Raw genomic sequence first — 24,414 nt, 5'->3', positions numbered from 1 at the left:
ACGTCGCCCGGCCCGTTCACCCTTCCGGACCGGAGAGCCCGCCCTGCGCCAGCCGCCAGGCGCCGACGTCGAGCAGCACGACGTCCCGCCCCCGCAGCACCACCGAGCCGTGAAAGCGGTCGTAGCCGGAGCGGGAATACTCGAATTCGAAAGCGCGCTGCAGCACGAGGCGGCCGTCCTCGTCCCGCACCGGCCTGAGCCCGCGGCCGACCACCGTCTCGTCGAGAAACTGCAGCCCTTCGCGCCGGCACGCCACACGCGCGGCGGCGACACCCGCCTCGCGCGCCTGCAGGCTGTCGAACCAGAACCAGACCAGCAACCCCAGCGCCAGCAGCGCGAGCAGTTCGGGAAACGAGATCATCGTGGCAGTGCTCCGCCGATCACATGGAACAGGGCGGCGGCCGTCAGTGCCGAGACGGGCACGGTGACCACCCATGCGGCCAGGATGCGCCGCAGTTGCGAACGCCGGACCAGTTCCTGCCGGTAGGCGCGGCGCATGGCCTTGCGCTCCCACTTGGCGAAGCGGGCCGGGTCCTCGCCGCTCCTCGACTGGCGCTTGAGATTCTTCAGCAGTTCGCCCTTCCCGTCCGGCGACGCAGCCCCGAAACGCTGCATGAAGTCGTCGATCGCCTCCTGGTCGCCCTGCGGATGATGCGCCTTGAACTCCTCGACCATGCGCTCGTGGCTGCCATCGAGGTATTCGCGCAGGAAACCCACGCCCAGCACGCTGCCCACCACCACATGGGTGGAACTGACCGGCAGCCCGAGCAGGCTGGCGAGGATCACCGTCAGCGCCGAACCCATCGCGACGCTGAAGGCGCGCATGTTGTCGAGTTCGGTCAGCTCGGAACCGATCGTGCGGATCACCCTCGGCCCGAACAAGGCCAGGCCGACGCCGATGCCCAGCGCCCCCACCAGCATCGCCCAGCCGGCCACGGTCGCTCCCTGGCCCGGACCGCTGCCATAGGTCACCGCATGCACGATGGCGGCCAGCGGCCCGACGGCGTTGGCGACGTCGTTGGAGCCGTGGGCGAAGCTCATCACCGCCGCGGCGAACATGAGCGGCAGGACGAAGAGGCGATTCACGCCGTGCTCGGTATTGGGGATGAAGAGGCCCCGATCGCGCACCCGCGCACGCACGATCGCGAAGGTCAGCACGCCGGCGCCCAGGCCGCACGACAGCGCGAGCCCCCGGGTGACGGACGGCAGCCGGCCCAGCCCCTCGACGAACAGGAAGGTGGTGAAGATCCAGGCCATGACGCCCAGCAGCGCCGGCACCACCCGGCGCGCCGCGGCCGCCATGTCTATCTGGTGGGTGATGCTGCGCTTGATGAAGTACAGGAACATCGCCGCCAGCACGCCTCCCAGCACGGGCGACACCACCCAGCTCGCGACGATGCGGCCCATCACCGGCCAGTTGACGATCTCCGGCCCGTGCGCGGCGATCCCTCCACCCATGATCGCGCCGACGATCGAGTGCGTGGTCGACACCGGCGCCCCCAGCGCGCTGGCGATGTTGATCCACACCGCGCTCGCCAGCAGCGCCGCGAGCATGACCCACACGAGGATCTGCGGCTCGGAGAGCATGCCGGGGTGGATGATGCCGCTGCGCATGCGCTCGATCACGCGCTCGCCTGCTATCAGCGCGCCGGCGATGTCGAACACCGCGGCGATGCCGAGCGCGCCGAGGAGGCTGAAAGCCTTCGCGCCGACCGCCGGGCCGACGTTGTTGGCGACGTCGTTGGCGCCGATGTTCATCGCCATGTAGGCGGCGGCGGTGGCCGCCATCACCAGCAGCAGTTCCCCCTCGCCGGCGCCGTGCGTGGCGGCGAGAAACATCACCCCGACCATGAACAGGAAGCTCGCGCCGAAGCGCACGAGTTCGCCCTTGCCGCCCGCGACCGCCCTGTCGAATTCGCTGATGTGCTGCAGTTCCACGTCCGCCCGCCGCCGTCCGGATCAGCCCAGCCTGTCGTACTTGTCGGCGCGCCCGTGCGCCTTGTCCGCCGGATAGCGCAGGGCGTTGATCGCCATCTTGCGCTGCGCCGCCTGCGCCAGATCGATGTCCAGCACGTCGGCCAGGCGCACGAGGTAGAGCAGCACGTCGGCGAGTTCGAGCGCCACCGCATCGCGGGTGCCGGCATCGAGCGCCGCCGACTGCTCGGCCGTCAGCCACTGGAAATGCTCGATCACCTCGCCCGCCTCGCCGGAAAGCGCCATCGCGAGGTTCTTGGGCGTATGGAACTGCTCCCAGGCGCGCTCGGCGGCGAACACGCGCAGCGCATCGCGCAGCGCCTGCAGCGTATCGGGCGCATCAGGCATGTCGGGCTTCATTCGATCACATGCTCCAGGTCGAACCCGGCACCCTCGTCCTCCGCCAGCACCCCGCTCAGCCACGGCAGGGTGGATTCGAGACGCTCGGGCAACACCCACGGCGGGTTGACGATGTACATGCCGCTGCCGAACATGCCGAACCCGTCCTTCGGCGGACCCTTCACCGCCAGCCGCACGTCGAGCCAGCTCTCCACGCCGAGGCCGGCGAGCCGCTCGTGCAGTAGCCGCGCTTCGGGCCGGGCCAGCATCGGATACCAGAGCGCGTACGTGCCGGTGGGAAAGCGCTTCATCGCATCCTTCAGCACCTCGATCACGCGGCGGTAGTCCTCCTTCACCTCGTAGGGCGGATCGATCAGCACCACCGCGCGGCGCGAGGGCGGCGGCAGCAGGCCCTTCAGCGCGCCGAAGCCGTCGGCCCTGCGCACCTGCACGCGCTCGGCCTCGCCGTTGAAGGTGCGCTGCAGGGAGTCGAAATCCGCCGGATGCAGTTCAAAGAGGCGCAGGCGGTCCTGGGGGCGCGCGCACGTCATCGCCAGTGCCGGCGATCCCGGGTAGAACAGCAGCCGGCCGTGCGGGTTGAACTGCCGTACCGACGCCACGTAGTGCTCCAGCATCTCGGGCAGGTCGTCCCTGTCCCACAGCCGGCCGATGCCGTCGGCGAACTCGGCCGTCTTCCCCGCCTGCTCGCTGTCCAGCGCATAGCATCCGCCGCCGGCATGGGTGTCGACGTAGAACCAGGGCTTGTCCTTGCGGTTGTAGTAGTCGAGCAGCTCGAGGAGGACGGCGTGCTTCAGGACGTCGGCGTGATTGCCGGCATGAAAGGCGTGGCGGTAGCTGAGCATGAGCATCGACGGGCGGCGGAAGCCGCGAATCCTACCACCACCGCGGCCGGACCGCCCCGCCGGGGCTGCCGCGCGGGCGCAGCATGCGCGGCCCCGGCTCCCCCATCCGGGCAGCGAATTCCCGCCGGCCGGCCGCGGAATGTGCACCAAGCGCCTGAGCTTGCTATGATCTCGCCCCCGCGCCGGTCGGCAGGCGCAGGTTCGACAAGAGAGAGACGATGAGCATTTACGCCCTGGGCGAGCATACGCCCCGCTTCGGCGATGGCTGCTGGGTCGCACACAACGCCACGGTGATCGGCGCAGTCGAGGCCGGACGCAATGTGAACATCTGGTACAACGTGGTCATCCGCGGCGACCGCGACCCGATCAGGATCGGCGACGACACCAACATCCAGGACGGCTCGATCCTGCACACGGACGAAGGCGTTCCCCTGACGGTCGGCGCCAACGTCACCGTCGGCCACATGGCCATGCTGCACGGCTGCACGGTGGGCGACGGCAGCCTGATCGGCATCAACGCGGTGGTGCTGAACAACGCGGTGATCGGCAAGGACTGCATCATCGGCGCCAAGGCGCTCATCCCCGAAGGCAAGGTGATCCCCGACCGCTCGCTGGTGGTCGGCTCGCCCGGCCGCGTGATCCGCGAACTGACCGACGCCGACGTCGCCAACCTGCGCGCCAATGCGGCGCACTACGTCGAAAACGCGCGCCGCTACGAGGCCGAGATGCGCGCACTCGACCCGAGCGCGGCGCTCGACCAGGCCGCGCGCTAGTCAGGCGCGCCCTTCCGCACTGCCCTCGGCGGCCTTGTCCGCACCCGTCGCCGCATCCGCGCGGGACGCGGCGCTGCTGCGGGTCAGCCAGACGACGGCGGCGAGGATGATCGCGCCGCCGGCAAGCTGCAGCCGGTTCATCGGCTCGTCGAGGAAGACCGCGGCCAGCACGATGGTGACGGCCGGTTCGAGCGTCGACAGCGTGGCCGCATCGGCCGCGCCGAGCCGGCGGATGCCGGCGAAGAAACCGCCCATGGCGATCACGGTGGACACCACCGCGATCGCCAGCACCGCCGCCCAGCCGGCCGGCTCGCCGGGAAAGCGCGGCGCCGTGGCGAGGGCGATGGCGCCGAACACCACGGCCGCGGCGATCATCACCACGGTCGCGGCGCCCATCGCATCCTCGGCGGCGAGCACCCTGCTCCCGACCAGGATATAGGCGGAATAGATCAGGGCCGCGGCCAGGCCGAGCACGACGCCGAGCGGCTCGCCGGCGATGCCTCCGCCCAGGGTCAGCGCCGTCCCGCCCAGTGCGGCGAGCACGGCGAACACGCGCCCCGCGCTCAGCGGCTCGCGCAGGAATATCGCCCCCAGCATGGTGACCAGGAAGGGATACAGGTAGAGCAGCAGCGCCACCAGTCCCGCCGATGCGTGATTCAGCGCGGAAAAGAAGGCGAAGGACTGCCCCACGTAGCCCACGCCCCCCATCGCGGCGAGGATCGCCAGGTTGCGCCCGCGCGGCCAGCGCCGGCGCGCCGCCAGCATGTAAGCGCCCATCAGCGTTGCGGCGATCGCGAAGCGCAGGAACAGCACAGCGATGACGTCGGCGCCATCGGCATAGGCATAGCGGGCGAAGATCGCCATCGCGCCGAAACTCACCGCCGAAACGGCGACCAGGATGGCACCGAAGACTCGCTGGTTCATCGCAGGGAACAGGTCGAAAGCTGAGCCCGCCAGCATGCCGGGCGGAGTACCCGCGGTCAATGCACACCCACCGGATGCGCCGGCCGCCGGCTACGCACGGGCAGCCGCCTCACAGGCATTTACATCGAGGCGCTGCGCAGCCGCGTGCGAATGGGGTATAAACGCCCGACATCCGCCGGCGACGGCCCGCATCGCGCCCGCATCGACGACCAATAACGACGAGGTATCCCAGTCATGCAACTTCGCACCCGCTTCCTGGCCAGCACGTTCTGCACGCTGCTGGCCTTCCCCCTCTCCGCCGCGGCCGCCGATGCCCCCGCGCGTACCGTCGAATTCACCGCCGAGGCCAGCCGCGCTGCGCCCAACGACCTGGTCGTCGCCGTGCTCTACGCCGAACGTTCGGGCGCCGATGCCGCCGCGCTCGCGCGCGAGGTCAACCGCGTGATCGCCGCCGCGCTCGACACCGCGCGCGCCTATGCGAACGTGAAGACGCAGACCGCCGGCACGTCGACCTGGCCGGTGTATGGCAAGGAGGGGCGCGGCCGCATCGAGAGCTGGCGCATGCGCGCCGAGATCCGCCTCGAAGGGCGCGAGGTGGGCGCGGTCTCCGAGCTGATCGGCAAGCTGCAGTCCACGCTCGCCCTCGCCCAGGTCGTCATGCAGCCGGCTCCCGAGACGCGGCGCAAGGCGGTGGACGAGGCCACGGTGGACGCCCTGCGTGCCTTCGAGAAGCGCGGGGAACTGATCGCCGGCGCGCTGGGCAAGCGCTATCGCCTGTACCAGATGAGCATCTCCGAGAGCGGCATGCACACCCCGGTCTACGCGCGGATGCGCGCCGCCCCGGCAATGGCTGCGGACGCGGCGCCGGCGCCCCTCGAAGGCGGCGAAAGCCAAGTCGGCGTCAGCGTCACCGGGCGCGTCGAGCTGCTCGACTGATGACGTTCCCGGGGTGGACGGCCGCCCGGCCATGTCCTATCTTTCGCCGCATGACAGCGCCACGCCTCCGACATGCCAGCGATCCCGCCACCGCCCTCTGGACGGCGTCCGGCCTCGTGCGCGAAGGGGGCACCCGGCGCGCGCCGGGCACCGCGCCGCCGCACGGTCCCGTCGATACCATGAGGGCCCTGGCGCTGGCCGCCGCCGCGAGCGCGGCGCTCATCAGCGGCTGCAGCACGGTGACCCCGCCGCCCGGGCCGGCACCTGCCGGCCAGCCGGCAGGACGCAGCTATTTCTCGCTCGACAGCGAAACGCAGACGCAGGAGATGGTGCTCTACGCTCTCGGACTGCTCGACACCGGCTACCGCTTCGGCGGCCGCAACCCGGAAGCCGGGCTCGACTGCAGCGGCATGGTGGCCTATATCGTCGAGAAGGTCAGCGGATACCGCCTGCCGCACAACGCGGCGCAGATCGCCGAACGTACCCGGCCGATCGCTGCCGGAGATCTGCAGCCGGGCGACCTCGTCTTCTTCAACACGATGCAGCGCCGCTACTCGCACATGGGCATCTACATCGGCGACGGCCGCTTCGTGCATGCGCCTTCGAGCCGTGGATCGGTGCGCATCGAGCGCCTGGACAACCGCTACTTCAAACCGCGCTTCGACGGCGCGCGCACCCTGCTTGCGGCAAACTGAACCCGGTCCGGCATCCTGCGGCGAAGGCGGCCGGACCGTCTCGCCGTTGTCACACCGGCCATCTAGGCTTCGGTCATATGACATCTTTCCTGGAGGAGACACACCATGCCAACACGAACGATTGCGGACGTCGTACGCGGCCAGCGGATTCTAACCGCCGACTGCGAACTGAGCGTACGCCAGGCATCCCAACGCATGGCCGCCGAACGCGTCGGCTCGGTGATGATCGTCAGCGGCGACAAGCTGATCGGCATCTTCACCGAGCGTGACGCGCTGACCCGCGTGCTTGCCGCGGGACGCGACCCCGAGACCACGCGGCTTGCCGACGTGATGACCGCCAATCCGCAGACCGTCGCGCCCGACCGACCGCTGGGGCATGCCATGCACCTGATGACCGAAGGCGGCTTCCGCCACGTGCCGGTCGTCGTGGACGGGCGCCCCATCGGCATGGTGTCGGCACGCGACGCACTCGGCAGCGAACTCATCGCCTTCGAGAACGAACTGGAACAACGGGAATCGATCTCCGAGCGGCTGTGAGGCCGCCAATCGGAACGAACGGGCCGGCCCTGCGCCGGCTCAGTTTTTCTGCGGCACCTGCACGTAGACCTCGCCCGGGCGGGTCAGGCCGAGTTCGAAGCGCGCGCGCTCCTCGATCGCGTCGTTGCCCGACTTGAGGTCGCGCACTTCCGCATCCAGGCTGGCGTTGCGCTGCTCCAGGCGCAGGTTCTCGTCGCGCTGCGCCTGCACTTGGCGATCCACTTCCCACACGCGCAGCCAGCCGCCCTTGCCCAGCCAGAGCGGGTACTGCAGGACGACGACGAGCACGAAGAGGATCAGGACAGGCCAGCGCATGGAATCTTGCGTGTGAATCACGAAATCTGCCGGTGACGAACCCGGCGCCGCATCAAAGGACGCCTGCGGCCGGCAGCCCACGAAAAAGCCGGCGGGGTCGCCGCCGGCCTTCTCGCATCATGCCGTGCCGCAACCCGCCGGCCGTCAGCCGCGCAGGTTGTAGAACGCACGCTTGCCGGGATAGGCCGCAGTATTGCCGAGATCTTCCTCGATGCGCAGCAACTGGTTGTACTTCGAGATGCGGTCCGAGCGCGACAGCGAACCGGTCTTGATCTGCATCGCGCGCAGGCCGACGGCAATGTCGGCGATGGTCGCATCGTCGGTCTCGCCCGAACGGTGCGAGATGACTGCGGTGTAGCCGGCGAGCTTGGCCATTTCCACGGCGGCGAAGGTCTCGGTCAGCGTGCCGATCTGGTTGATCTTGATGAGGATCGAGTTGGCGACGCCCTTCTCGATGCCTTCGTGCAGGATGCGGGTGTTGGTGACGAAGAGGTCGTCGCCGACCAGTTGCACCGTCTTGCCCAGGCGTTCGGTCAGGTACTTCCAGCCCGCCCAGTCGCCTTCGGCCATGCCGTCCTCGATCGACACGATCGGGAACCTGTCGGCCAGCGTCGCCAGGTAGTCGGTGAAGCCTTCGGAAGTCAGCGACAGCCCTTCGCCACGCAGTTCGTACCTGCCGTCCTTGTAGAACTCGCTGGCGGCGCAGTCCAGCGCCAGCAGCACGTCGGTGCCCGGCTCGTAGCCGGCGGCGGAGATCGCTTCCTGGATCAGGTTCAGCGCCTCCTCGGTGCCCGACACGTTGGGAGCGAAGCCGCCCTCGTCGCCGACGGTGGTCGGGTAGCCCTTCTTGTCGGTGATCTTCTTCAGGTGGTGGAAGATCTCGGCGCCGCAGCGCAGCGCCTCACGGAAGCTGGTCATGCTCACCGGCATGATCATGCATTCCTGGATGTCGAGGCTGTTGTTGGCATGCTCGCCGCCGTTGATGACGTTCATCATCGGCACCGGCATCACCATCGGGCTGGAACCGCCGAAATAGCGGTACAGCGGCAGGCCGGCTTCCTCGGCCGCGGCCTTGGCCACCGCCATCGACACCGCCAGCGTGGCGTTGGCGCCGAGGCGGGACTTGTTCTCGGTGCCGTCGAGTTCGATCAGGGTGCGATCGATGAAGGACTGGTCTTCTGCGTCCAGGCCGATGATGGCCTCGGAGATCTCGGTATTGACGTTCTCGACCGCGCGCAGCACGCCCTTGCCCAGGTAGCGGCCAGCATCGCCGTCGCGCAGTTCGATCGCCTCGCGCGAGCCGGTGGAGGCGCCCGACGGCACGGCGGCGCGCCCCATGACGCCGGACTCGAGCAGCACGTCGGCTTCCACGGTGGGGTTGCCGCGGGAGTCCAGAATCTCCCGGGCGATCACATCAACGATTGCACTCATAATTCATCCTGTTGTATTTACGGATTCAAATCGATAACGCGCGGCACTCCCTCCGGTGCCGCATTAGACAACAAGCGCGCCACGAGGTCGACCGCCGGACGGAATTTCCGGTATCAGCGCGGGCCATGCGTCTGCGGCATGCCGCGTCAGCCGGCCTGTTCGATCAGGCCCTCGCGCTTGACCAGCGCGTCGATCTGCTTGAGCGTCGCCAGCAGCGCCTTCATCTTCGGCAGCGGCCAGGCATTGGGGCCGTCGGACAGCGCCTTCTCCGGGTCCGGATGGGTTTCCATGAACAGGCCCGAAATGCCGACCGCCACCGCGGCCCGCGCCAGTACCGGCACGAACTCGCGCTGGCCGCCGGAGGCCGTGCCCTGCCCGCCCGGCAACTGCACCGAGTGCGTCGCGTCGAACACCACCGGACAGCCGGTCTCGCGCATGATCGCGAGGCTGCGCATGTCGGATACGAGATTGTTGTAGCCGAACGAGGCGCCGCGCTCGCACACCATGATGGTGTCCGCGCCGCCGCTGGCTTCCTTCGCCTTGTCGACGACGTTCTTCATGTCGCCGGGCGCGAGGAACTGGCCCTTCTTGATGTTGACCGGCTTGCCGCTGGCCGCCACCGCATGGATGAAATCGGTCTGGCGGCACAGGAAGGCCGGCGTCTGCAGCACGTCGACCGCCGCTGCCGCGGCCGGGATCTCGTCGATCGCGTGCACGTCGGTCAGCACCGGCACGCCGAGTTGCTTCCTGACGTCGGCGAGTATCTCCAGGCCCTTCTCCATCCCCAGCCCGCGGTAGGACTTGCCCGAACTGCGGTTGGCCTTGTCGTAGGACGACTTGTAGATGAAGGGGATGCCGAGCCCGGCACAGATTTCCTTGAGCGCCCCGGCGGTGTCGAACGCCATTTCGCGCGACTCGATCACGCACGGGCCGGCGATCAGGAAGAAGGGCTTGTCGAGCCCGGCCTCGAATCCGCAAAGCTTCATGGCTTGCTCCTTCAGGCGTGCGCCGGCGCCTTCGCGGCGGCACGGGCGATCGCCGCCCTCACGTAGGCGACGAACAGCGGATGCCCCTTGCGCGGGTTGGAGGTGAACTCCGGGTGGAACTGGCAGCCGACGAACCAGGGATGGACCTCCGCCGGCAGTTCGACCATTTCGCACAGGTCGGTCACCGGCGCGCGGCCGGACACAACAAGGCCCTTTTCTTCGAGCTTGGCGAGCAAGGTGTTGTTCACCTCGTAGCGGTGGCGATGGCGCTCCATGATCTCGGCCGCGCCGTAGATCTCGCGCGCCAGCGAGCCTTCCGCAAGCTGGCACACCTGGCCGCCGAGGCGCATCGTGCCGCCGAGGTCGGAATCCTCGCTGCGCTTCTCGAGCTTGCCCGAGCGGTCCTTCCACTCGGTGATGAGGCCGATCACCGGATACTTGGTGTCGTGCTCGAATTCGGTCGAATGCGCCCCCGCCATGCCGGCGACGTCGCGCGCGAATTCCACCACCGCCAGTTGCATGCCGAGGCAGATGCCCAGATACGGCACCCTGTTTTCGCGCGCATGGCGGATCGCGGCGATCTTGCCCTCGGTGCCGCGCTTGCCGAAGCCGCCGGGCACCAGGATCGCATCCATCTTCTCCAGCACGCCGCAGCCGTCGCGCTCGATGTCCTCGGAATCGATGTAGTGGATGTTCACTTTCGATTCGGTATGCATGGCGGCGTGGTTCAGCGCCTCGATCAGCGACTTGTACGACTCGGTCAGGTCGACGTACTTGCCGACGAAGCCGATGTCGACCTCCTGCTTGGGGTTCTCGAACGCACGGCTCAGGCGCTCCCACACCGACAGGTCGGCCGCGCGCGCGAGGATGTCGAGCTTGTGGCAAACGATCTGGTCCATCATCTGGTCGTGCAGCATGGCGGGGATCTTGTAGATCGAGTCGGCGTCGAGGCACTCGATCACCGCTTCCGGCATCACGTTGCAGAACAGCGCGATCTTGCGCCGCTCGTCGGCCGGGATGGAGCGGTCGGCGCGGCACAGCAGGATGTCGGGCTGGATGCCGATCTCGCGCAGTTCCTTCACAGAATGCTGCGTCGGCTTGGTCTTGAGTTCGCCGGCCGTCGGAATGTAGGGCAGCAGCGTCAGGTGGATGAAGCAGGTGCTGCTGCGGCCTTCCTCGATGCCCATCTGGCGGATGGCCTCCAGGAAGGGCAGCGATTCGATGTCGCCCACCGTACCGCCCACCTCGACGATCGCCACGTCGGCGCCTTCCGCGCCGCGCTTGATGTACGTCTTGATCTCGTCGGTGATGTGCGGGATGACCTGCACCGTCTTGCCGAGGTATTCGCCACGGCGCTCCTTCTTCAGCACCGATTCGTAGATCTGGCCGGTGGTGAAGTTGTTGCGCCTGCTCATCTTGGCGCTGGTGAAGCGCTCGTAGTGGCCCAGGTCCAGGTCGGTCTCGGCGCCGTCCTCGGTGACGAAGACCTCACCGTGCTGGAACGGGCTCATCGTGCCCGGATCGACGTTGATGTAGGGGTCCAGCTTCAGGTGGGTGACCTTGATGCCGCGGGACTCCAGGATGGCCCCGAGCGAGGCCGCCGCGATGCCCTTGCCCAGTGAGGACACGACACCGCCGGTTACGAAGACGTATTTGGTCATGGGAACTGTGCTGCGGGAAAGCGCGATGATAACCGATCCGTCCCCGCGGCCGGAAGCGCGCGCCGGGACCCGGCCTCGCTATCTCTCAGGACTCGGATAGTCCTCGCCGCTTCCTGCGTTTCTCGAATCCGGTCTGGCATCGGGGGACGCATTCCGTCGGGCTGCGGAACCCGGCCTCGCTGCGCTCGGTGCTCGGACAGTCCTCGCCCGCTCCACGCATCCCCCGACGCCAGACCTGCCGCGTCGCTCCGTTTGGGGTCAGGAAAAACCTTCCGCCCCTCCGGCACGCATCCGTCAACCCCGTCCCCTCGCCGGGACGGGGCCGTCTTCAACGGATGAAATCCCGGCTCACGCCGCGGAACAGCTCGGTGCCGCCGCGCTGCAGCCACTCGAAGGCGACCATCTCGCACGACACGATCTCGATGCCATGGCTGCGCATGCGCGCAAAGGCCAGTTCGCGGTCGGCCGGATCGCGCGAGCCGGAAGCGTCGGCGGCGACGAACACCTCCTTGCCCGCCCAGCGCAGTTCCAGCGCCGTCTGCTGCACGCACACGTGCGCCTCGGTGCCGCACACGATCACCTGCCGGCGCTCCTGCACCGCGGTGGCCGCCAGGCAGCCGTCGCTCTGCGCCGAGAAGCACTGCTTGGTGACGTACTGCGCCCCGCCGGTCGCCGCCTTCACCGACTCGAGCGTGGCGCCGATCTTGTCGGGGAAATGCTCGGTGACGACCACCGGCACCCCCACCCGCTGCGCCACGCCCGCCAGCCAGACGCAATTCGCGGCAACCCGCTCGCCGTCATGGATCGCCGGCGCGAGCCGCTCCTGCACGTCGACGATCAGCAGTACCGACTTGTCGCGGTTCATCAGCATGTTCCGTCCCCTTCAATCGGCCAGTTCGGCGCGGTCGCGGAAGAAGGCCAGCGCCTCGGGGTTGGCCAGCGCTTCCTGGTTCTTCACCGGACGGCCGTGCACCACGTTGCGTACCGCCAGTTCCACGATCTTGCCGCTCTTGGTGCGCGGAATGTCGCCCACCTGCAGCACCTTGGCCGGCACGTGCCGCGGCGTCGTGTTGTCGCGGATCGTCTGCCGGATGCGCTTGACGAGTTCATCGTCGAGCACGAGCCCCTCGCGCAGCTTCACGAACAGCACCACGCGCACGTCGTTCGGATTCTGCGGCGGCCAGTCCTGGCCGACCACGAGCGACTCCACCACCTCGGGCAGCTTCTCGACCTGGCGGTAGATCTCCGCCGTGCCAATGCGCACCCCGCCCGGGTTCAGCGTCGCATCCGAGCGGCCGTAGATCACCAGCCCGCCGTGCGCGGTGATCTCGCAGAAGTCGCCGTGGCACCACACGTTCTCGAAGCGCTCGAAGTACGCCGCGCGGTACTTGCCGCCGTCGGCGTCGTTCCAGAAGCCCACTGGCATCGCCGGGAAGGGCTTGGTGCACACCAGTTCGCCCTTCTCGCCGCGCACCGGGCGGCCGTCGTCGTCCCACACGTCGACCGCCAGCCCCAGGCCGCGGCACTGGATCTCGCCGCGCCACACCGGCAGCACCGGGCTGCCCAGCACGAAGCACGACAGGATGTCGGTACCGCCCGAGATCGACGAAAGCTGCAGGTCGGCCTTGATGTCGCGATACACGTAGTCGAAGCCCTCGGGCACCAGCGGGCTGCCGGTGCTGAACATCGCGCGCACGGTAGCAAGGCTGTGCGTCTCGCGCGGCTTCAGCCCGAACTTGGCGGCGGCATCGAGGAACTTGGCCGAGGTGCCGAAATGCGTCATCGCTTCCGCATCCGCGTAGTCGAACAGGATGCGGTTGTCGCCGGCGAAGGGCGAACCGTCGTAGAGCAGCAGCGTGGCGCCGGCGGCGAGCCCCGACACCAGCCAGTTCCACATCATCCAGCCGCAGGTGGTGAAGTAGAACACGCGGTCGCCCGCCTTCGCGTCGCCGTGCAGGCGATGCTCCTTGAGATGCTGCAGCAGCGCGCCGCCGGCGCCGTGCACGATGCACTTGGGCACGCCTGTGGTGCCCGAGGAATACATGATGCAGAGCGGATGGTCGAAGGGCAGCGGCGCGAACTCGATGTCGTCGACGAAGTGGTGCGGCGCGACGAAGTCGGCGTACAGGCGCGCATGCGGCACGCCCGACAGGTCATGGTCGTGATGCACGTAGGGCACCACCACCACGCGCTTCACCGACGGCAGCCGGCCGACGATCTCGCCCAGCTTGCCCAGCACGTCCACCGTCTTGCCGCCGTAGTAGTAGCCGTCGCAGGCGATCAGCACCTTGGGCTCGGTCTGGCCGAAGCGGTCGAGCACGCCCTGCACGCCGAAGTCCGGCGAGGCCGAGGTGAAGATGGCGCCGATGCTCGCCGCCGCCAGCATGGCGATCACCGTCTCGGGCATGTTGGGCATGTAGGCCGCCACGCGGTCGCCCGCCGCCACGCCCTGCTCTTTCAGCGCCGCGGCGAAGTGCGCCACCGCGCGGTACAGCTCGCCGTGGCTAAGACGATTCTGCACCCGGTCCTCGCCCCAGAACACGATGGCGTCGTGCGCGTCGCGCGAGCGCAGCAGGTTCTGCGCGAAGTTGAGCCTGGCGTCGGGGAACCACTTCGCGCCGGGCATTCTGCCGCCGTCGGCCAGCACGCGCTCGCCGCGCTCGCCGATCACCCCGCCGTCTTCCCACACGCTCACCCAGAACTGCTCCGGGGCCGCCACCGACCAGGCGTACAGCGCCTCGTAGTCCGGCAGGCTCACGCCCCAGCGCTTTTCCGCCGCAAGACGGAAGGCGGTGACGTTGGCCCCGGCGATGCGATCGGGCGAAGGGGCCCACAAAGGTTGATCCGCTGCAGTGTTCATGCTGTCCCTCCTGTCGTTTTCGAGCGTTTGCGCTTTTGATCGTTTATATGTTCAATCGAACAGTGCCCGGATATTATCCGGCAAGGGCGAAGACTTGCCGGTCTTCATGTCCATCCAGACGGTCTTCGCCGCGCCTTCCGCATGGAGGCGGTCGTCGCCGTCGATGAACAGCTCGTACCACGTCATCATGCTGGTGCGGCCCGGTTCGCCGCCGTACATCTTCACGATGACGGTCGCGGGATAATTCACCGGCGCAAGGAAGGTGCAACTGGCGTTGATGATGACCGGCCCGACCGCTTCGTCCGGCCGCACGATGGAGCCCATCTCCTCCAGCCACTCGACGCGGGTCTGCTCGAAGTAGCGGAAATAGAGGGTGTTGTTCACATGGCCGTAGGCATCCATGTCGCCCCAGCGCACGGGCATTCGGATGGTGCGAAGATGCTTTCTCGTCGTCTCCATGGCAGATTTTCCTTGTTGTCGAAAGGCGCGACTAATGTAACATACGCATCCGTATGTTTTTAAGAAGGCGGTGCTGTCAAGGTGAGCAGCTTCGCGCTGCCGAAACGCTCGAAGCGCGCAACCACACCAGGGCGCATGCCGCACAGGCCAAAGGAGAAACGGATGGAACGCGAATCGATGGAATTTGACGTGCTGGTCGTCGGCGGCGGCCCGGCCGGGCTGGCGGCGGCGATCCGGCTCAAGCAGCAGGCGGCGGCCAGGGGCCAGGAACTTTCGGTGTGCCTGATCGAGAAGGCCGCCGAGATCGGCGCCCACATCCTGTCGGGCGCGGTGATGGACCCGAAGGCGCTCACCGAACTGATCCCCGACTGGAAGGAGCGCGGCGCGCCGCTCAACACCGCGGTCACCGAGGACAAGGTGCTCGTGCTCACCGAGACGGGCGCGCGCGCCCTGCCGCACGGCCTGCTGCCCGACTGCCTCGTCAACCACGGCAACTACATCGTGCGCCTGGGCAACGTGGTGAAGTGGCTCGGCGAGCAGGCCGAGGCGCTGGGCGTGGAAGTCTATCCGGGCTTTGCCGGTGCCGAGGTGCTGTTCGACGAGGCCGGCGCCGTGAAGGGCGTGGCCACCGGCGACATGGGCGTGGGGCACGACGGCGAGCCCGGCCCCGCCTACCAGCCCGGCATGGAACTGCATGCGAAGTACACCCTTTTTGCCGAGGGCTGTCGCGGCCACCTGGGCAAGCAGCTCGAGGCCAGGTACCACCTGCGCGACGGCGTCGATCCGCAGACCTACGGCATCGGCATCAAGGAACTGTGGGAGGTGAAGCCCGAGAACCATCGCCCCGGCCTGGTGGTGCACACCGCCGGCTGGCCGATGGACAACGCCACCTACGGCGGCGGCTTCGTCTATCACCTGGAGGACAACCTGGTGGCGGTGGGCTTCGTGGTCGGGCTCAACTACACCAACCCGCACCTCTCTCCCTTCGAGGAGATGCAGCGCTACAAGACCCACCCGCAGATCCGCAAGTACCTCGAAGGCGGCAAGCGCCTGGCCTACGGTGCGCGGGCGATCGCCGCCGGCGGCCTGCAGAGCCTGCCAAGGCTCATCTTCCCGGGCGGCGCACTGATCGGCGACGACGCGGGCTTCCTCAACGCGGCGCGCATCAAGGGCAGCCACGCGGCGATCAAGTCCGGCATGATCGCCGCCGAGGCCGCCTTCGAGGCGCTCGCGGCGCAGCGCCAGCGCGATGCGCTCACCGCCTATCCGTCGGCCTTCCAGGACTCGTGGCTGCGCGAGGAACTCCACCAGACGCGCAACTTCAAGCCCTACATGAAGAAGGGCCTGTGGCTGGGCTCCTTCCTGTTCGGCGCCGAGCAAAAGCTCTTCAAGGGCAAGGTGCCCTGGACGCTGCACAACAGCGCCGACCACCTGGCGCTCAAGCCAGCGGCCGAGTGCCCGAAGATCGCCTACCCCAAGCCCGACGGCGTGCTCACCTTCGACCGCCTGTCCTCGGTGTTCCTGTCCAACACCAACCACGAGGAAGACCAGCCCTGCCACCTGCGGCTCAAGGACCCGGCGGTGCCGATCGCGGTGAATCTGGCGACGTACGACGCCCCCGAACAGCGCTACTGTCCTGCCGGGGTATATGAGATCGTGCGCGAGAACGACGTGCCGCGCCTGCAGATCAACGCCCAGAACTGCGTGCACTGCAAGACCTGCGACATCAAGGACCCCACCCAGAACATCGACTGGGTCGTACCCCAGGGCGGCGAGGGGCCGATCTACCAGGGGATGTGAGAAGGGCGAAGATCCCGCGGCCGGCCATCCCTGCAAGACCGATCGAGATGGCGGACCAGGAGCGGGACAGGCCCTTCGTTCCCGCGGAGGAATGCCGGCACCTTGGCCGGTTGGCCAAGGTGCTCCGGCGGCGCGGCGCGTTGGGCTGTCGGCGTACGTAGAGAAGTAGACGGGGTCGTGACGTTCAGTTGCCCGCCTTGAAATACCAGACCACCCCACCGGAAGCGCCACGCGCCGGGCCCGGCATCGGCTCGCCCGCTTGCATGCGGATTTCTTTCATCACCAAATGGCTGGCGAACCACACGCCTTCCCGCGGGCACGGCTCGCCGGGGCGGGCCGAAAGAACCTGACAGGCGCCGCCGCCGGGCTCCGGCGGCCGCCGCCGATCCGGCTCGGCGCGGTAGGCGCGCGCAAAATCGACCAGATCCTTCGGGTAGGTCAGGTGATCCCGGAAGCGGCTGTCGTCGATGTTCTTCAGGTAGCACAGCGCCGCCAGTTCGAAGCACCAGTAGCCGAAATACCCGCCGTACCCTTCCTCGTCGATGTCTTTGTGCGTGTCGTGGAACGGCAACCCTTCGTTGGAGGCATACCAGCTTTCCACCGCCTCCTTCATCAAGGCGCTTCGCTCGTTGGGATCATCGCTGTCGATGGCGTCGAGGGCCACGGTGTACGGCTCGGCGTGATACCCGGTATCTACAAAACCGCGACCGGGAACAAAGGGGGCCACCAGTTCTTCATAGATCGCGTCGGCCCCATGAAAACCGAAGCACAGGGCGTCGATCCGGGGCAACAAGTCCTCGCGCCGAAGCAGAATGGTCAGGCCCACCAATAACACCGCGGGCAGGTATTCCGAGCGATAACCGAATCCAAAGATCGATCCCGCGGGGTTCGCACCGATGACGCCCGCGGCTTTGGCAAAGGCTTCCCACTCTTCGGCGACTTCATCCAGATCGCCCCGGAGTTTCTCGATCGGCTCGCCCGCCGTATAGCGGAGATGAAGGAGGCGAGTGGTTTCGGAAGCCTGGAACCATAGAGAGTCTTTCCGGACATCCTGCGACAACGCGGGATCTGCAAGCCGTTTCGCCCGCAGTGGTCGTGCAATCTCAAATGTTTCCCGTTCCCAGGTTTTATAGAATCTCTCCGTCAAGAACGGCTGACGGCGGCGTTCGAGGAAATTGGTCTTGGTGTTTTCCATGGTTCCTATTTCCAGGCTTTGGATTTCTGCTGATTCATACTGGTCGCGCCTTTCTTCCCTGGCGCGGATGCGGATGGCGGACGAGGCGCCCGGCGCTCGGGCGTGGGCCAGTCGCTGCCTTCGTCGAAACGCCCCATCCAGCGCGGCCCGCTCTGGAAATCGAAGCGCGGATTCGGGTCGTCGTCCCACGGGTCGAGCGAGAGCAGGTTCAAGTCGTCGCAGCGCACCGGGCGGATCAGCCGGTTAGCGATCACCGGCAGTTCCGGCACGCCGTCTTCCACCGGGTACAGCGACAAGTCCCCCAGTTCGATCCAGTAGCTCGTCCGCCCGTCGCTGCCGCGCGGCAGGGCTTCGATGCGGATGCGTGCATCGTTCAGCCCCTCGTACAGGCGCAGTTCGTCCAGCCCCAGCTTGTCGAACCAGTGGGGCGACAGCAGGAAGCCCCAGGTCGGCGTGCGCAGCCCGGCGCCGAGGCGGGCCGGGTTGACCCAGCCCTTCTCGTTCCGGTGGTACTGGAAGCCCATGTCTCCGGGGTGGTCAATGTCCAGCCCGTAGAAGTGGTCGGCGCAGATGCGCTCCATGACGTCGCTTTCGTAGGCGCCCATCACGCCGGTCGCGGTGTTGCCGATCTCGAAGCCGCTGTAGCACTGTTCCGGTTCCAGCAGGTGCAGGCAGGCGAGCACGAATTCCCGCCATTCCCGCCGATGCTCGACATACCAGCTATGGCGGAAGGTGATCTTGAGCGTGGTGTAATCCATCGCGCTGCAATTGGTCACCTGCGCGTCGATGGCCCAGCGGGCCGAGGCGAGCGGGCTGTCCATGTCGGTGGCCCGAACCCAGAATTCCTTGCCCCGATCCAGTGCCTTGCGCGCTTCGGCGCGCAGGTCGGTCGGCAGGCGCTTGTCGCCGGCCTCGAACCAGGTTTCGGTGGCATCCTTCCAAACCTTGCGGTAGGGCGAATCGATCATCCGCTCCAGCCGGCGGTGGATGTCGATCATCTTGTCGCACAGGCTCAGGAACTGCGCGTCATCGTGGTAGACGTAGAAGGTGATGAACGGGCATACGCCGTATTCATGCCCTTCGTCGCCGTAGAAGTACTGCGGCTCGGCCTTGGTTTCCCGGATGAACTCGGCAATTTCCTCGTCGCTCAGGTAGGTTTCGCTGGTGCTCATGTTCTTTCTTCCCTCCGACGAGCCTGTCACGGCCCCTTGAAATACCAGGTGACGGCCCCGGATGGACCGATCTCCGGCCCGGGCATGGTTTCGCCCTGCCGCATCCGTATTTCCTTGCCGCGGAGGTGGACGGCGAACCACACGCCTTCCCGCGGGCAGGGCTCACCGGGGCGGGCCGAAAGAACCTGAAAGGTGGCTGCGCCGGGTTCCGGTGGCAGCCGCCGATCGGGCTCGGTCCGGTAAGCGCGCGCAAAATCGACCAGATCCTTCGGGTAGGTCAGGTGATTCCGGAAGCGGCTGTCGTCGATGTCCTTCAGGTAGCACAGCGCCGCCAGTTCGAAGCACCAGTAGCCGAAATACCCGCCGTGCCCCTCGTCGTCGATGTCCTTGTGGGTGCCGTGGAACGGCATTCCTTCATTTGAGGCATACCATCTTTCCACCGCCTCTTTCATCAAGGCGCTCTGTTCGGCGGGATCGTCGCTGTCGATGGCGTCGAGGGCCGCGGTGTAGGGCTCGGCGTGATACCAGGTGTCTACAAAACCGCGGCCGGGAATAAAGGGGGCTACCAGTTCTTCATAGATCGCATCAGCCCCATGAAAACCGAAACACAGAGCGTCAATTCGGGGCAACAAGTCCTCGCGTCGCAGCAGAATGGTGAGACCCGCCAGCAACACCGCGGGCAGGTATTCCGAGCGATAACCGAATCCAAAGATTGATCCTGCGGGGTTCGCACCGATGACGCCTGCAGCTCTGGCAAAGGCTTCCCATGTTTCGACGACTTCATCCAGATCGCCCCGAAGTTTTTCGATGGGCTCGCCCGCTGTATAGCGGAGATGAAGGAGATCGGTGGTTTCTGAGGCGTGTGCCCGAAGAAGTGCCTTACGATCTCTTAGGCTTGCTGAATGGTCAGCTAGCATGCGTTCGGTAGTAGGCCGTGCGATCTCAAACGTTTCCCGTTCCCAGGTCCTGTAAAATCCTTCCGTCAGGAACGGCTGACGGCGACGCTCGAGGAAATTGGTCTTGATGTCTTCCATGGCTTCTCTTTCCGGGCTTTGGATTTCTGCTGATTCATACTGGTCGCGCCTTTCTTCCCTGAATTGCGCCGACCTGTCGGCAAAGTACGGCCCGCGGTCCGTCACGGCCCCTTGAAATACCAGGTGACGGCCCCGGACGGGCCGATCTTCGGGCCGGGCATGGTTTCGCCCTGCCGCATTCGTATTTCCTTGCCGCGGAGGTGGATGGCGAACCACACGCCTTCCCGCGGGCAGGGCTCGCCGGGGCGTGCCGAAAGAACCTGAAGGGCGGCTGCGCCGGATGCAGGTGGTGGCCGCCGATCCGGCTCGGCCTGGTAGGCGCGCGCGAAATCGACCAGATCCTTCGGGTAGGTCAGGTGATTCCGGAAACGGCTGTCGTCGATGTTCTTCAGGTAGCACAGCGCCGCCAGTTCGAAGCACCAGTAGCCGAAATACCCGCCGTGCCCCTCGTCGTCGATGTCCTTGTGGGTGCCGTGGAACGGCAGCTCTTCGTTCGCGGCATACCATCTTTCCACCGCTTCCTTCATCAAGGCGCTTTGCTCGTTGGGGTCGTCGCTGTCGATGGCGTCGAGGGCTGCGGTGTACGGCTCGGCGTGATACCAGGTGTCTACAAAACCCCGACCGGCAATAAAGGGGGCCACCAGTTCTTCATAGATCGCATCGGCCCCATGAAAACCGAAACACAGGGCGTCGATCCGGGGCAGCAAGTCTTCGCGTCGCAGCAGAATGGTCAGGCCCACCAACAACACCGCGGGCAGGTATTCCGAGCGATAACCGAATCCAAAGATCGATCCCGCGGGCTTCGCACCGATGACGCCTGCGACCTTGGCGAAAGCCTCCCACGCTTCGACGACTTCATCCAGATCGCCCCGGAGCTTCTCAATCGGCTCGCCCGCTGTATAACGGAGATGAAGGAGATGAGTGGTTTCGGAAGCGTTGCCGGCGAGGATGTTCTTCCTGCTGAACAGTGATAAGGTCGGTTTTGCCAGCTGTTTGGCCATTATCGGCCGTGCGATTTCAAACGTTTCTCGCTCCCAGGTTTCATAGAACCCCTCCGTCAGGAACGGCTGACGGCGGCGCTCAAGAAAATTCTCACTCATGGTTTTGCTCCTCTTCTTCCCGCGTTCTGCGAGGTCTGCCCCTTTCGGGTTCTTGCGTCTTCATTCGGTGCCTCGGTAAACACGTTCGTGAAGTTGTCGATGCCGGCCCGATGCGCCGTGTGCTTCGAGTCGGTGACCTCTCGCTTTTCTTCGAGTGCTTGGTCCAGTTCTTCACGGTGTACCTTGCCGTCGCCGGAGGCCGTGGAAACTTGAATCACATGGCGGGTGTAGTTTTCAATTTCCTTGAGTTCTTGCTTTTGATGTCTCCCGAGTTTCTTGTCGCTCTCCACTCGTTGCCGAATCCACAAATGGCTCATCTTGGGCACGTTTTTCGGTAACGCCTCTGGCGAAACGGCACGGGCATTCCCGCCCTTGACCTGTTTGCGGTATTCCCGCTGCTCTGCCCGCTTGGCCGGTTGCAGGCTCTTGTTCTGCGCCGATTCGGCAACGAGCAGGCGGCGCATCCCGGATTCGGACAGCGGCACGCTCCGCGTCTTGTATTCCACCACCGCGTACGGCCGCGCCCGACCGGTCCGCCAGATCGCATCGATGCCCCGGCCGCGTGCCTTGATCTGGTGCTGCAACCGCATGAGCCGTGCGCCATCCGTGAGCTTTGCGCTGCCTGTGCCGATATCGTGCTGCGCTGTTTGCCGGCCCCAGCCCAGTTCGTCCTGGCAGTGGTAGTCGCCCACGTGCTCGCCGATGCTTTCCTGCCTCTGGTTCAGGTTTGCCGTGGCGATCTCGGCGGCGTTCGCCGTCCCGTTGAAGGCCGACAGCCCGTGCGCTTGCCCGTGCGTCCCGACCTCGCCTTCCCGGCGCCCCTGCTGCTGCCCCGGCGGCTGCTTCGGGGCCGGATGGGCGGTTTGCTTCGTGACCGCCGCCGTGTTCTTCGGAACCACTTTCAGCCAGCGTTTCACCCGGCGCTCCACGACACCGACGATCACGGGGATGTTCGCCATGGTCAGATTGAGGCCCCGCAGCATGCCCTCCTGTACGAGTGCCGGGCACTGGCTGAAGAATTCCGACTTCGCGATATCCGACCTGGCGCCTTCGATCAGGGAGCGGATGCGCTCCGCGTCGATGCTGTCCATCAGGAAGGCGTAGGGGTCGACCTTGTAGCCTGACTGGTAGAGCACGTAGCGCACCGCATCGAGCAGCAGCGGGGCGTAGCGTTCCGGGTCCCGGTTGATGGTCTTCAGGGTCTTCTTGATCCCGTCGCCCGGCCCGGGTATCCAGCCCACCGCCGCCATCACCACGCCGAAGCACGCTTCTTCACGCTGTTCGGCCGAGCCGTCTTTGTTCTGATACAGGTCGTAGGCGGCATAGGCCGTGTCGTAGATGTCGATGGCCTGCCCGAGAAAGGGCAGCATGCCGAGCGCGACCGCCTTGCCGACATCGCCCAGGAAATCCTCCAGATCGACTGGATCAGTCATGGTGCCGCTCCGTCAGTTGCGCCAGGCAGGCATCGATCTGCTCTCCGCCGCGGACATCGATGCCGATCTCCGCGAGGTCTTCCTCGATCATGAAGCCCAGGGCGGGGGGGCCGAATTCCGGGGTTGCCGGTCGGGCGGTCTGGCTGGTTTCGCCGTAATAGACCGTCGCTGCGCCGATCGGAACGTCCTCGAGCGTGGCGCTGCCTTCGGCGTCGAGCCGGCCTTCCCGAACCTGCCCGTCGGCTTCGCTGTCGTCGAGTACGAGGTGGTTGTTGCGCTGCCCGTACAGCTCCTTGCTGCGCAAACCCGAGAGCGCCTGGTTGCCGGGCAGTTGCCAGGGCGGCAGGTTCTGGTTGTCGACCACCCGGCCGGTAACGATGGGTTTGTCCGGGTCGCCGCCTTCGAAGCTGACGAGCACCTCGTGGCCGATGCGGGGGAGCTGGATGCCGCCGTACTGGTTGCCGGCCCAGGCGGTGGAGACCCGCAGCCAGCAGGAGGAATGGTCGTCGCTGCGGAGGTAGCGGCCCCACGGGAAGGCGACCTTGACGCGGCCGTAGGGGTCGGTCCAGATCTCCTTGCCTGCCGGGCCGGTGACGATGGCGCGCACGGCGCCGCCGATGGCCGGACGGGCGTGCTTCAGCGGCGGGCGGTAGGCTTCCCGCGTCGGCTGCAGCTCGAGATCGACGCTGCAGCGCCATTGCTGGGCGGGTAGCGGATGTCCGTCCAGGTTGGCCGAGCCCTGGCTTTCCTGGGCAATCTCTTCGATGTCCAGGCGCGCGGACAGGATCAGCCATTCGATGTTGGCCGCGTCCTGCGGGTGTTTCTTCAGGTGGAAGGTGTGGCCGGCGGCCAGGCCGCGGACGTTGCCCCGGGCGCTGGCCTGCCAGCCGGTGGGGCGCGGGTCGTGGTGGCGGACGGCCAGATCGGCGCGGCGGCGGGTGTAGTCGACGTCGGTGCCGGCCCAGGCGCCGGTGACGAGGCGGTCCCGGATGGAGACGGCGTGCAGGTATTCCTCGTCGAGCTTGTGGCCGGGCGGGTAGACGCTCACCTGCCGGTAGGCGTCGCTGGGTGAAGGGCGATAGGCGCCGGGCTGGTCGGCGAGGATCAGGCGGTGCTTGCCATCGGCGTGCTCGAACCACCAGGCGATGCCCCATTCTTCGCACAGGCGGGCGAAGAAGTGGTAGTCGGTCTCGTTGAACTGGGTCTGGTAGTCGCGCGGCGGGTACTTGGCGGTCTGCAGGCGCTTTTCGACGACGAAGGGGGTGTCGGCGAAGAGGTCGTCCAGGATCTGGATGACGGTCTTGTCCTGGAAGATCCTGCAGTCGGCGATGAGGGTGGCGAGCCACAGCCGGGGGCGCAGGGTGAGGCCATAGACGTGGTGGCGGCCTTCTTCGCGCAGGTAGCGGGCCTCGGCGATGAGCGCGGAGATTTCGCGCACGCCGGCGCCCTGGTTGGCCAGCCCCTGGTCGCCAACCGCGCCGGGGATGAAGTGGCCCCGGCCTTCGAGCTGGATGCTGACGGTGATCTCGCGGCCGACCATGCCGGCAAGGTCGAAGTTGGCGGCCAGGCTGGGGGCGAAGGCGAGCGCGTCGGCGGTCTTGAGTTCGAGCAGGTAGACGAAGAGGTCGTTGAGGCGCTCTTCGCCCTGCAGGCGCACCGGCACCAGGGCGGGTTGGCCGAGGTGCTGCGGCAGCGCGGCGCTTTGGGCGATCAGCGTGCGGGGGGTGTCAAGCAGGCCCATGGGCGATCGTCCTCATGGTGAGGGATGGATGCAGCAAGACCGGCATGCGCTTCTCCTTCGCGAAACGGGTTGGGACGGATCGTCGGGCGGCGGCGGGCGCGCCCTTCAGGAATCCGGCAAAGGCCGCGGCAGGCGCCTGCCTGGCGATTCCACGATCCTGATCCTGCAGGACGTTTGGATAGGCGT

General features: G+C 66.7%; 23 protein-coding genes. 5 read left to right on the top strand and 18 right to left on the bottom strand.

What is annotated here, in order from left to right; all coding sequences use genetic code 11:
• Positions 1 to 16 precede the first annotated feature (16 nt).
• Genes CCZ27_RS06030 through CCZ27_RS06015 form a run of 4 tightly spaced genes read right to left on the bottom strand, consistent with a single transcriptional unit; the run spans position 17 to position 3,176 of the window.
• A complete protein-coding gene (locus CCZ27_RS06030; protein WP_096452247.1) occupies positions 17 to 358 on the bottom strand; it encodes a DUF3301 domain-containing protein in 342 nt (113 codons plus the stop codon).
• Positions 358 to 1,938, bottom strand: a complete 1,581-nt coding sequence (locus CCZ27_RS06025) for an inorganic phosphate transporter (RefSeq protein WP_096446471.1) — start codon at positions 1,936 to 1,938, stop codon at positions 358 to 360. Before CCZ27_RS06025 ends, CCZ27_RS06030 begins: the two co-directional genes overlap by 1 nt.
• A 21-nt stretch (positions 1,939 to 1,959) precedes the next feature.
• The gene (locus CCZ27_RS06020; protein ID WP_232516579.1) at positions 1,960 to 2,334 is read right to left on the bottom strand and encodes a nucleotide pyrophosphohydrolase; all 375 of its coding nucleotides are present in this window, start codon (positions 2,332 to 2,334) and stop codon (positions 1,960 to 1,962) included.
• Positions 2,331 to 3,176 (bottom strand): 23S rRNA (adenine(2030)-N(6))-methyltransferase RlmJ, encoded by an 846-nt coding sequence (locus tag CCZ27_RS06015; protein WP_096452243.1) that lies wholly within the window; start codon positions 3,174 to 3,176, stop codon positions 2,331 to 2,333. Before CCZ27_RS06015 ends, CCZ27_RS06020 begins: the two co-directional genes overlap by 4 nt.
• A gap of 218 nt (positions 3,177 to 3,394) precedes the next feature.
• On the opposite strand from CCZ27_RS06015, the gene CCZ27_RS06010 reads away from it, so the two are divergent.
• Positions 3,395 to 3,949 carry a gamma carbonic anhydrase family protein gene (locus CCZ27_RS06010; protein ID WP_096446469.1) on the top strand — a complete coding sequence of 185 codons (555 nt, stop codon included), beginning with the start codon at positions 3,395 to 3,397 and terminating at the stop codon, positions 3,947 to 3,949.
• Here CCZ27_RS06010 and CCZ27_RS06005 read toward each other — a convergent pair whose 3' ends face one another.
• Entirely contained in the window at positions 3,950 to 4,873 is a 924-nt protein-coding gene (locus CCZ27_RS06005; protein WP_096452241.1) for a DMT family transporter, read from the bottom strand.
• A gap of 234 nt (positions 4,874 to 5,107) precedes the next feature.
• Here CCZ27_RS06005 and CCZ27_RS06000 point away from each other — a divergent pair, with 234 nt between their 5' ends.
• The 3 genes from CCZ27_RS06000 (at position 5,108) to CCZ27_RS05990 (ending at position 7,041) form a co-directional block, all read left to right on the top strand.
• Positions 5,108 to 5,809: an SIMPL domain-containing protein gene (locus tag CCZ27_RS06000; RefSeq protein WP_096446467.1), complete on the top strand. Its 702-nt coding sequence runs from the start codon at positions 5,108 to 5,110 to the stop codon at positions 5,807 to 5,809.
• 179 nt (positions 5,810 to 5,988) lie between these two features.
• Positions 5,989 to 6,504 carry a C40 family peptidase gene (locus CCZ27_RS05995; protein ID WP_096452239.1) on the top strand — a complete coding sequence of 172 codons (516 nt, stop codon included), beginning with the start codon at positions 5,989 to 5,991 and terminating at the stop codon, positions 6,502 to 6,504.
• A gap of 105 nt (positions 6,505 to 6,609) precedes the next feature.
• Positions 6,610 to 7,041 carry a CBS domain-containing protein gene (locus CCZ27_RS05990; protein ID WP_096446465.1) on the top strand — a complete coding sequence of 144 codons (432 nt, stop codon included), beginning with the start codon at positions 6,610 to 6,612 and terminating at the stop codon, positions 7,039 to 7,041.
• A 39-nt stretch (positions 7,042 to 7,080) separates the two neighbouring features.
• On the opposite strand, the gene ftsB is transcribed toward CCZ27_RS05990, so the two are convergent.
• The 7 genes from ftsB to CCZ27_RS05955 form a co-directional block, all read right to left on the bottom strand.
• Positions 7,081 to 7,356: a cell division protein FtsB gene (gene ftsB, locus CCZ27_RS05985; protein ID WP_096446463.1), complete on the bottom strand. Its 276-nt coding sequence runs from the start codon at positions 7,354 to 7,356 to the stop codon at positions 7,081 to 7,083.
• A gap of 144 nt (positions 7,357 to 7,500) precedes the next feature.
• The gene (gene eno, locus CCZ27_RS05980; protein WP_096446461.1) at positions 7,501 to 8,787 is read right to left on the bottom strand and encodes a phosphopyruvate hydratase; all 1,287 of its coding nucleotides are present in this window, start codon (positions 8,785 to 8,787) and stop codon (positions 7,501 to 7,503) included.
• 146 nt (positions 8,788 to 8,933) lie between these two features.
• On the bottom strand, positions 8,934 to 9,773 hold the full coding sequence (gene kdsA, locus CCZ27_RS05975; protein ID WP_096446459.1) for a 3-deoxy-8-phosphooctulonate synthase: 840 nt from the start codon (positions 9,771 to 9,773) through the stop codon (positions 8,934 to 8,936).
• Positions 9,774 to 9,784: 11 nt separating this feature from the next.
• Positions 9,785 to 11,434, bottom strand: a complete 1,650-nt coding sequence (pyrG, locus tag CCZ27_RS05970) for a CTP synthase (protein ID WP_096446457.1) — start codon at positions 11,432 to 11,434, stop codon at positions 9,785 to 9,787.
• Positions 11,435 to 11,762: 328 nt separating this feature from the next.
• Positions 11,763 to 12,305, bottom strand: coding sequence for an isochorismatase family protein (locus CCZ27_RS05965; protein WP_096446455.1), 543 nt, complete (start codon positions 12,303 to 12,305; stop codon positions 11,763 to 11,765).
• A gap of 12 nt (positions 12,306 to 12,317) precedes the next feature.
• Positions 12,318 to 14,294 (bottom strand): acetoacetate--CoA ligase, encoded by a 1,977-nt coding sequence (locus CCZ27_RS05960; protein WP_096446453.1) that lies wholly within the window; start codon positions 14,292 to 14,294, stop codon positions 12,318 to 12,320.
• 51 nt (positions 14,295 to 14,345) lie between these two features.
• On the bottom strand, positions 14,346 to 14,753 hold the full coding sequence (locus CCZ27_RS05955) for an acyl-CoA thioesterase (RefSeq protein WP_096446451.1): 408 nt from the start codon (positions 14,751 to 14,753) through the stop codon (positions 14,346 to 14,348).
• Between the two features lie 162 nt (positions 14,754 to 14,915).
• Between CCZ27_RS05955 and CCZ27_RS05950 the strand changes: the two genes are divergently transcribed.
• A complete protein-coding gene (locus tag CCZ27_RS05950; RefSeq protein ID WP_096446449.1) occupies positions 14,916 to 16,553 on the top strand; it encodes an electron transfer flavoprotein-ubiquinone oxidoreductase in 1,638 nt (545 codons plus the stop codon).
• Between the two features lie 184 nt (positions 16,554 to 16,737).
• Here the strand turns inward: CCZ27_RS05950 and CCZ27_RS05945 are convergent, their stop codons facing one another.
• The 6 genes from CCZ27_RS05945 to CCZ27_RS05920 form a co-directional block, all read right to left on the bottom strand.
• Positions 16,738 to 17,748: a PoNe immunity protein domain-containing protein gene (locus CCZ27_RS05945; RefSeq protein ID WP_096446447.1), complete on the bottom strand. Its 1,011-nt coding sequence runs from the start codon at positions 17,746 to 17,748 to the stop codon at positions 16,738 to 16,740.
• A gap of 5 nt (positions 17,749 to 17,753) precedes the next feature.
• On the bottom strand, positions 17,754 to 18,920 hold the full coding sequence (locus CCZ27_RS05940) for a hypothetical protein (protein WP_096446445.1): 1,167 nt from the start codon (positions 18,918 to 18,920) through the stop codon (positions 17,754 to 17,756).
• Positions 18,921 to 18,946: 26 nt separating this feature from the next.
• Positions 18,947 to 19,954, bottom strand: a complete 1,008-nt coding sequence (locus tag CCZ27_RS05935; RefSeq protein WP_096446443.1) for a PoNe immunity protein domain-containing protein — start codon at positions 19,952 to 19,954, stop codon at positions 18,947 to 18,949.
• Between the two features lie 101 nt (positions 19,955 to 20,055).
• Complete coding sequence (locus tag CCZ27_RS05930) at positions 20,056 to 21,054, bottom strand: PoNe immunity protein domain-containing protein (protein WP_096446441.1); 999 nt, start codon at positions 21,052 to 21,054, stop codon at positions 20,056 to 20,058.
• Positions 21,051 to 22,487: a hypothetical protein gene (locus CCZ27_RS05925; RefSeq protein WP_096446439.1), complete on the bottom strand. Its 1,437-nt coding sequence runs from the start codon at positions 22,485 to 22,487 to the stop codon at positions 21,051 to 21,053. The genes CCZ27_RS05930 and CCZ27_RS05925 overlap by 4 nt, the downstream gene beginning before the upstream one ends.
• Entirely contained in the window at positions 22,480 to 24,228 is a 1,749-nt protein-coding gene (locus CCZ27_RS05920) for a type VI secretion system Vgr family protein (RefSeq protein WP_096446437.1), read from the bottom strand. Before CCZ27_RS05920 ends, CCZ27_RS05925 begins: the two co-directional genes overlap by 8 nt.
• Positions 24,229 to 24,414: the final 186 nt, after the last annotated feature.

Origin of the sequence: Thauera sp. K11 (assembly GCF_002354895.1) — a bacterium.
GTDB classification, from domain to species: Bacteria; Pseudomonadota; Gammaproteobacteria; order Burkholderiales; family Rhodocyclaceae; genus Thauera; species Thauera sinica.
This window is presented reverse-complemented; position numbering and strand designations above follow the sequence as displayed.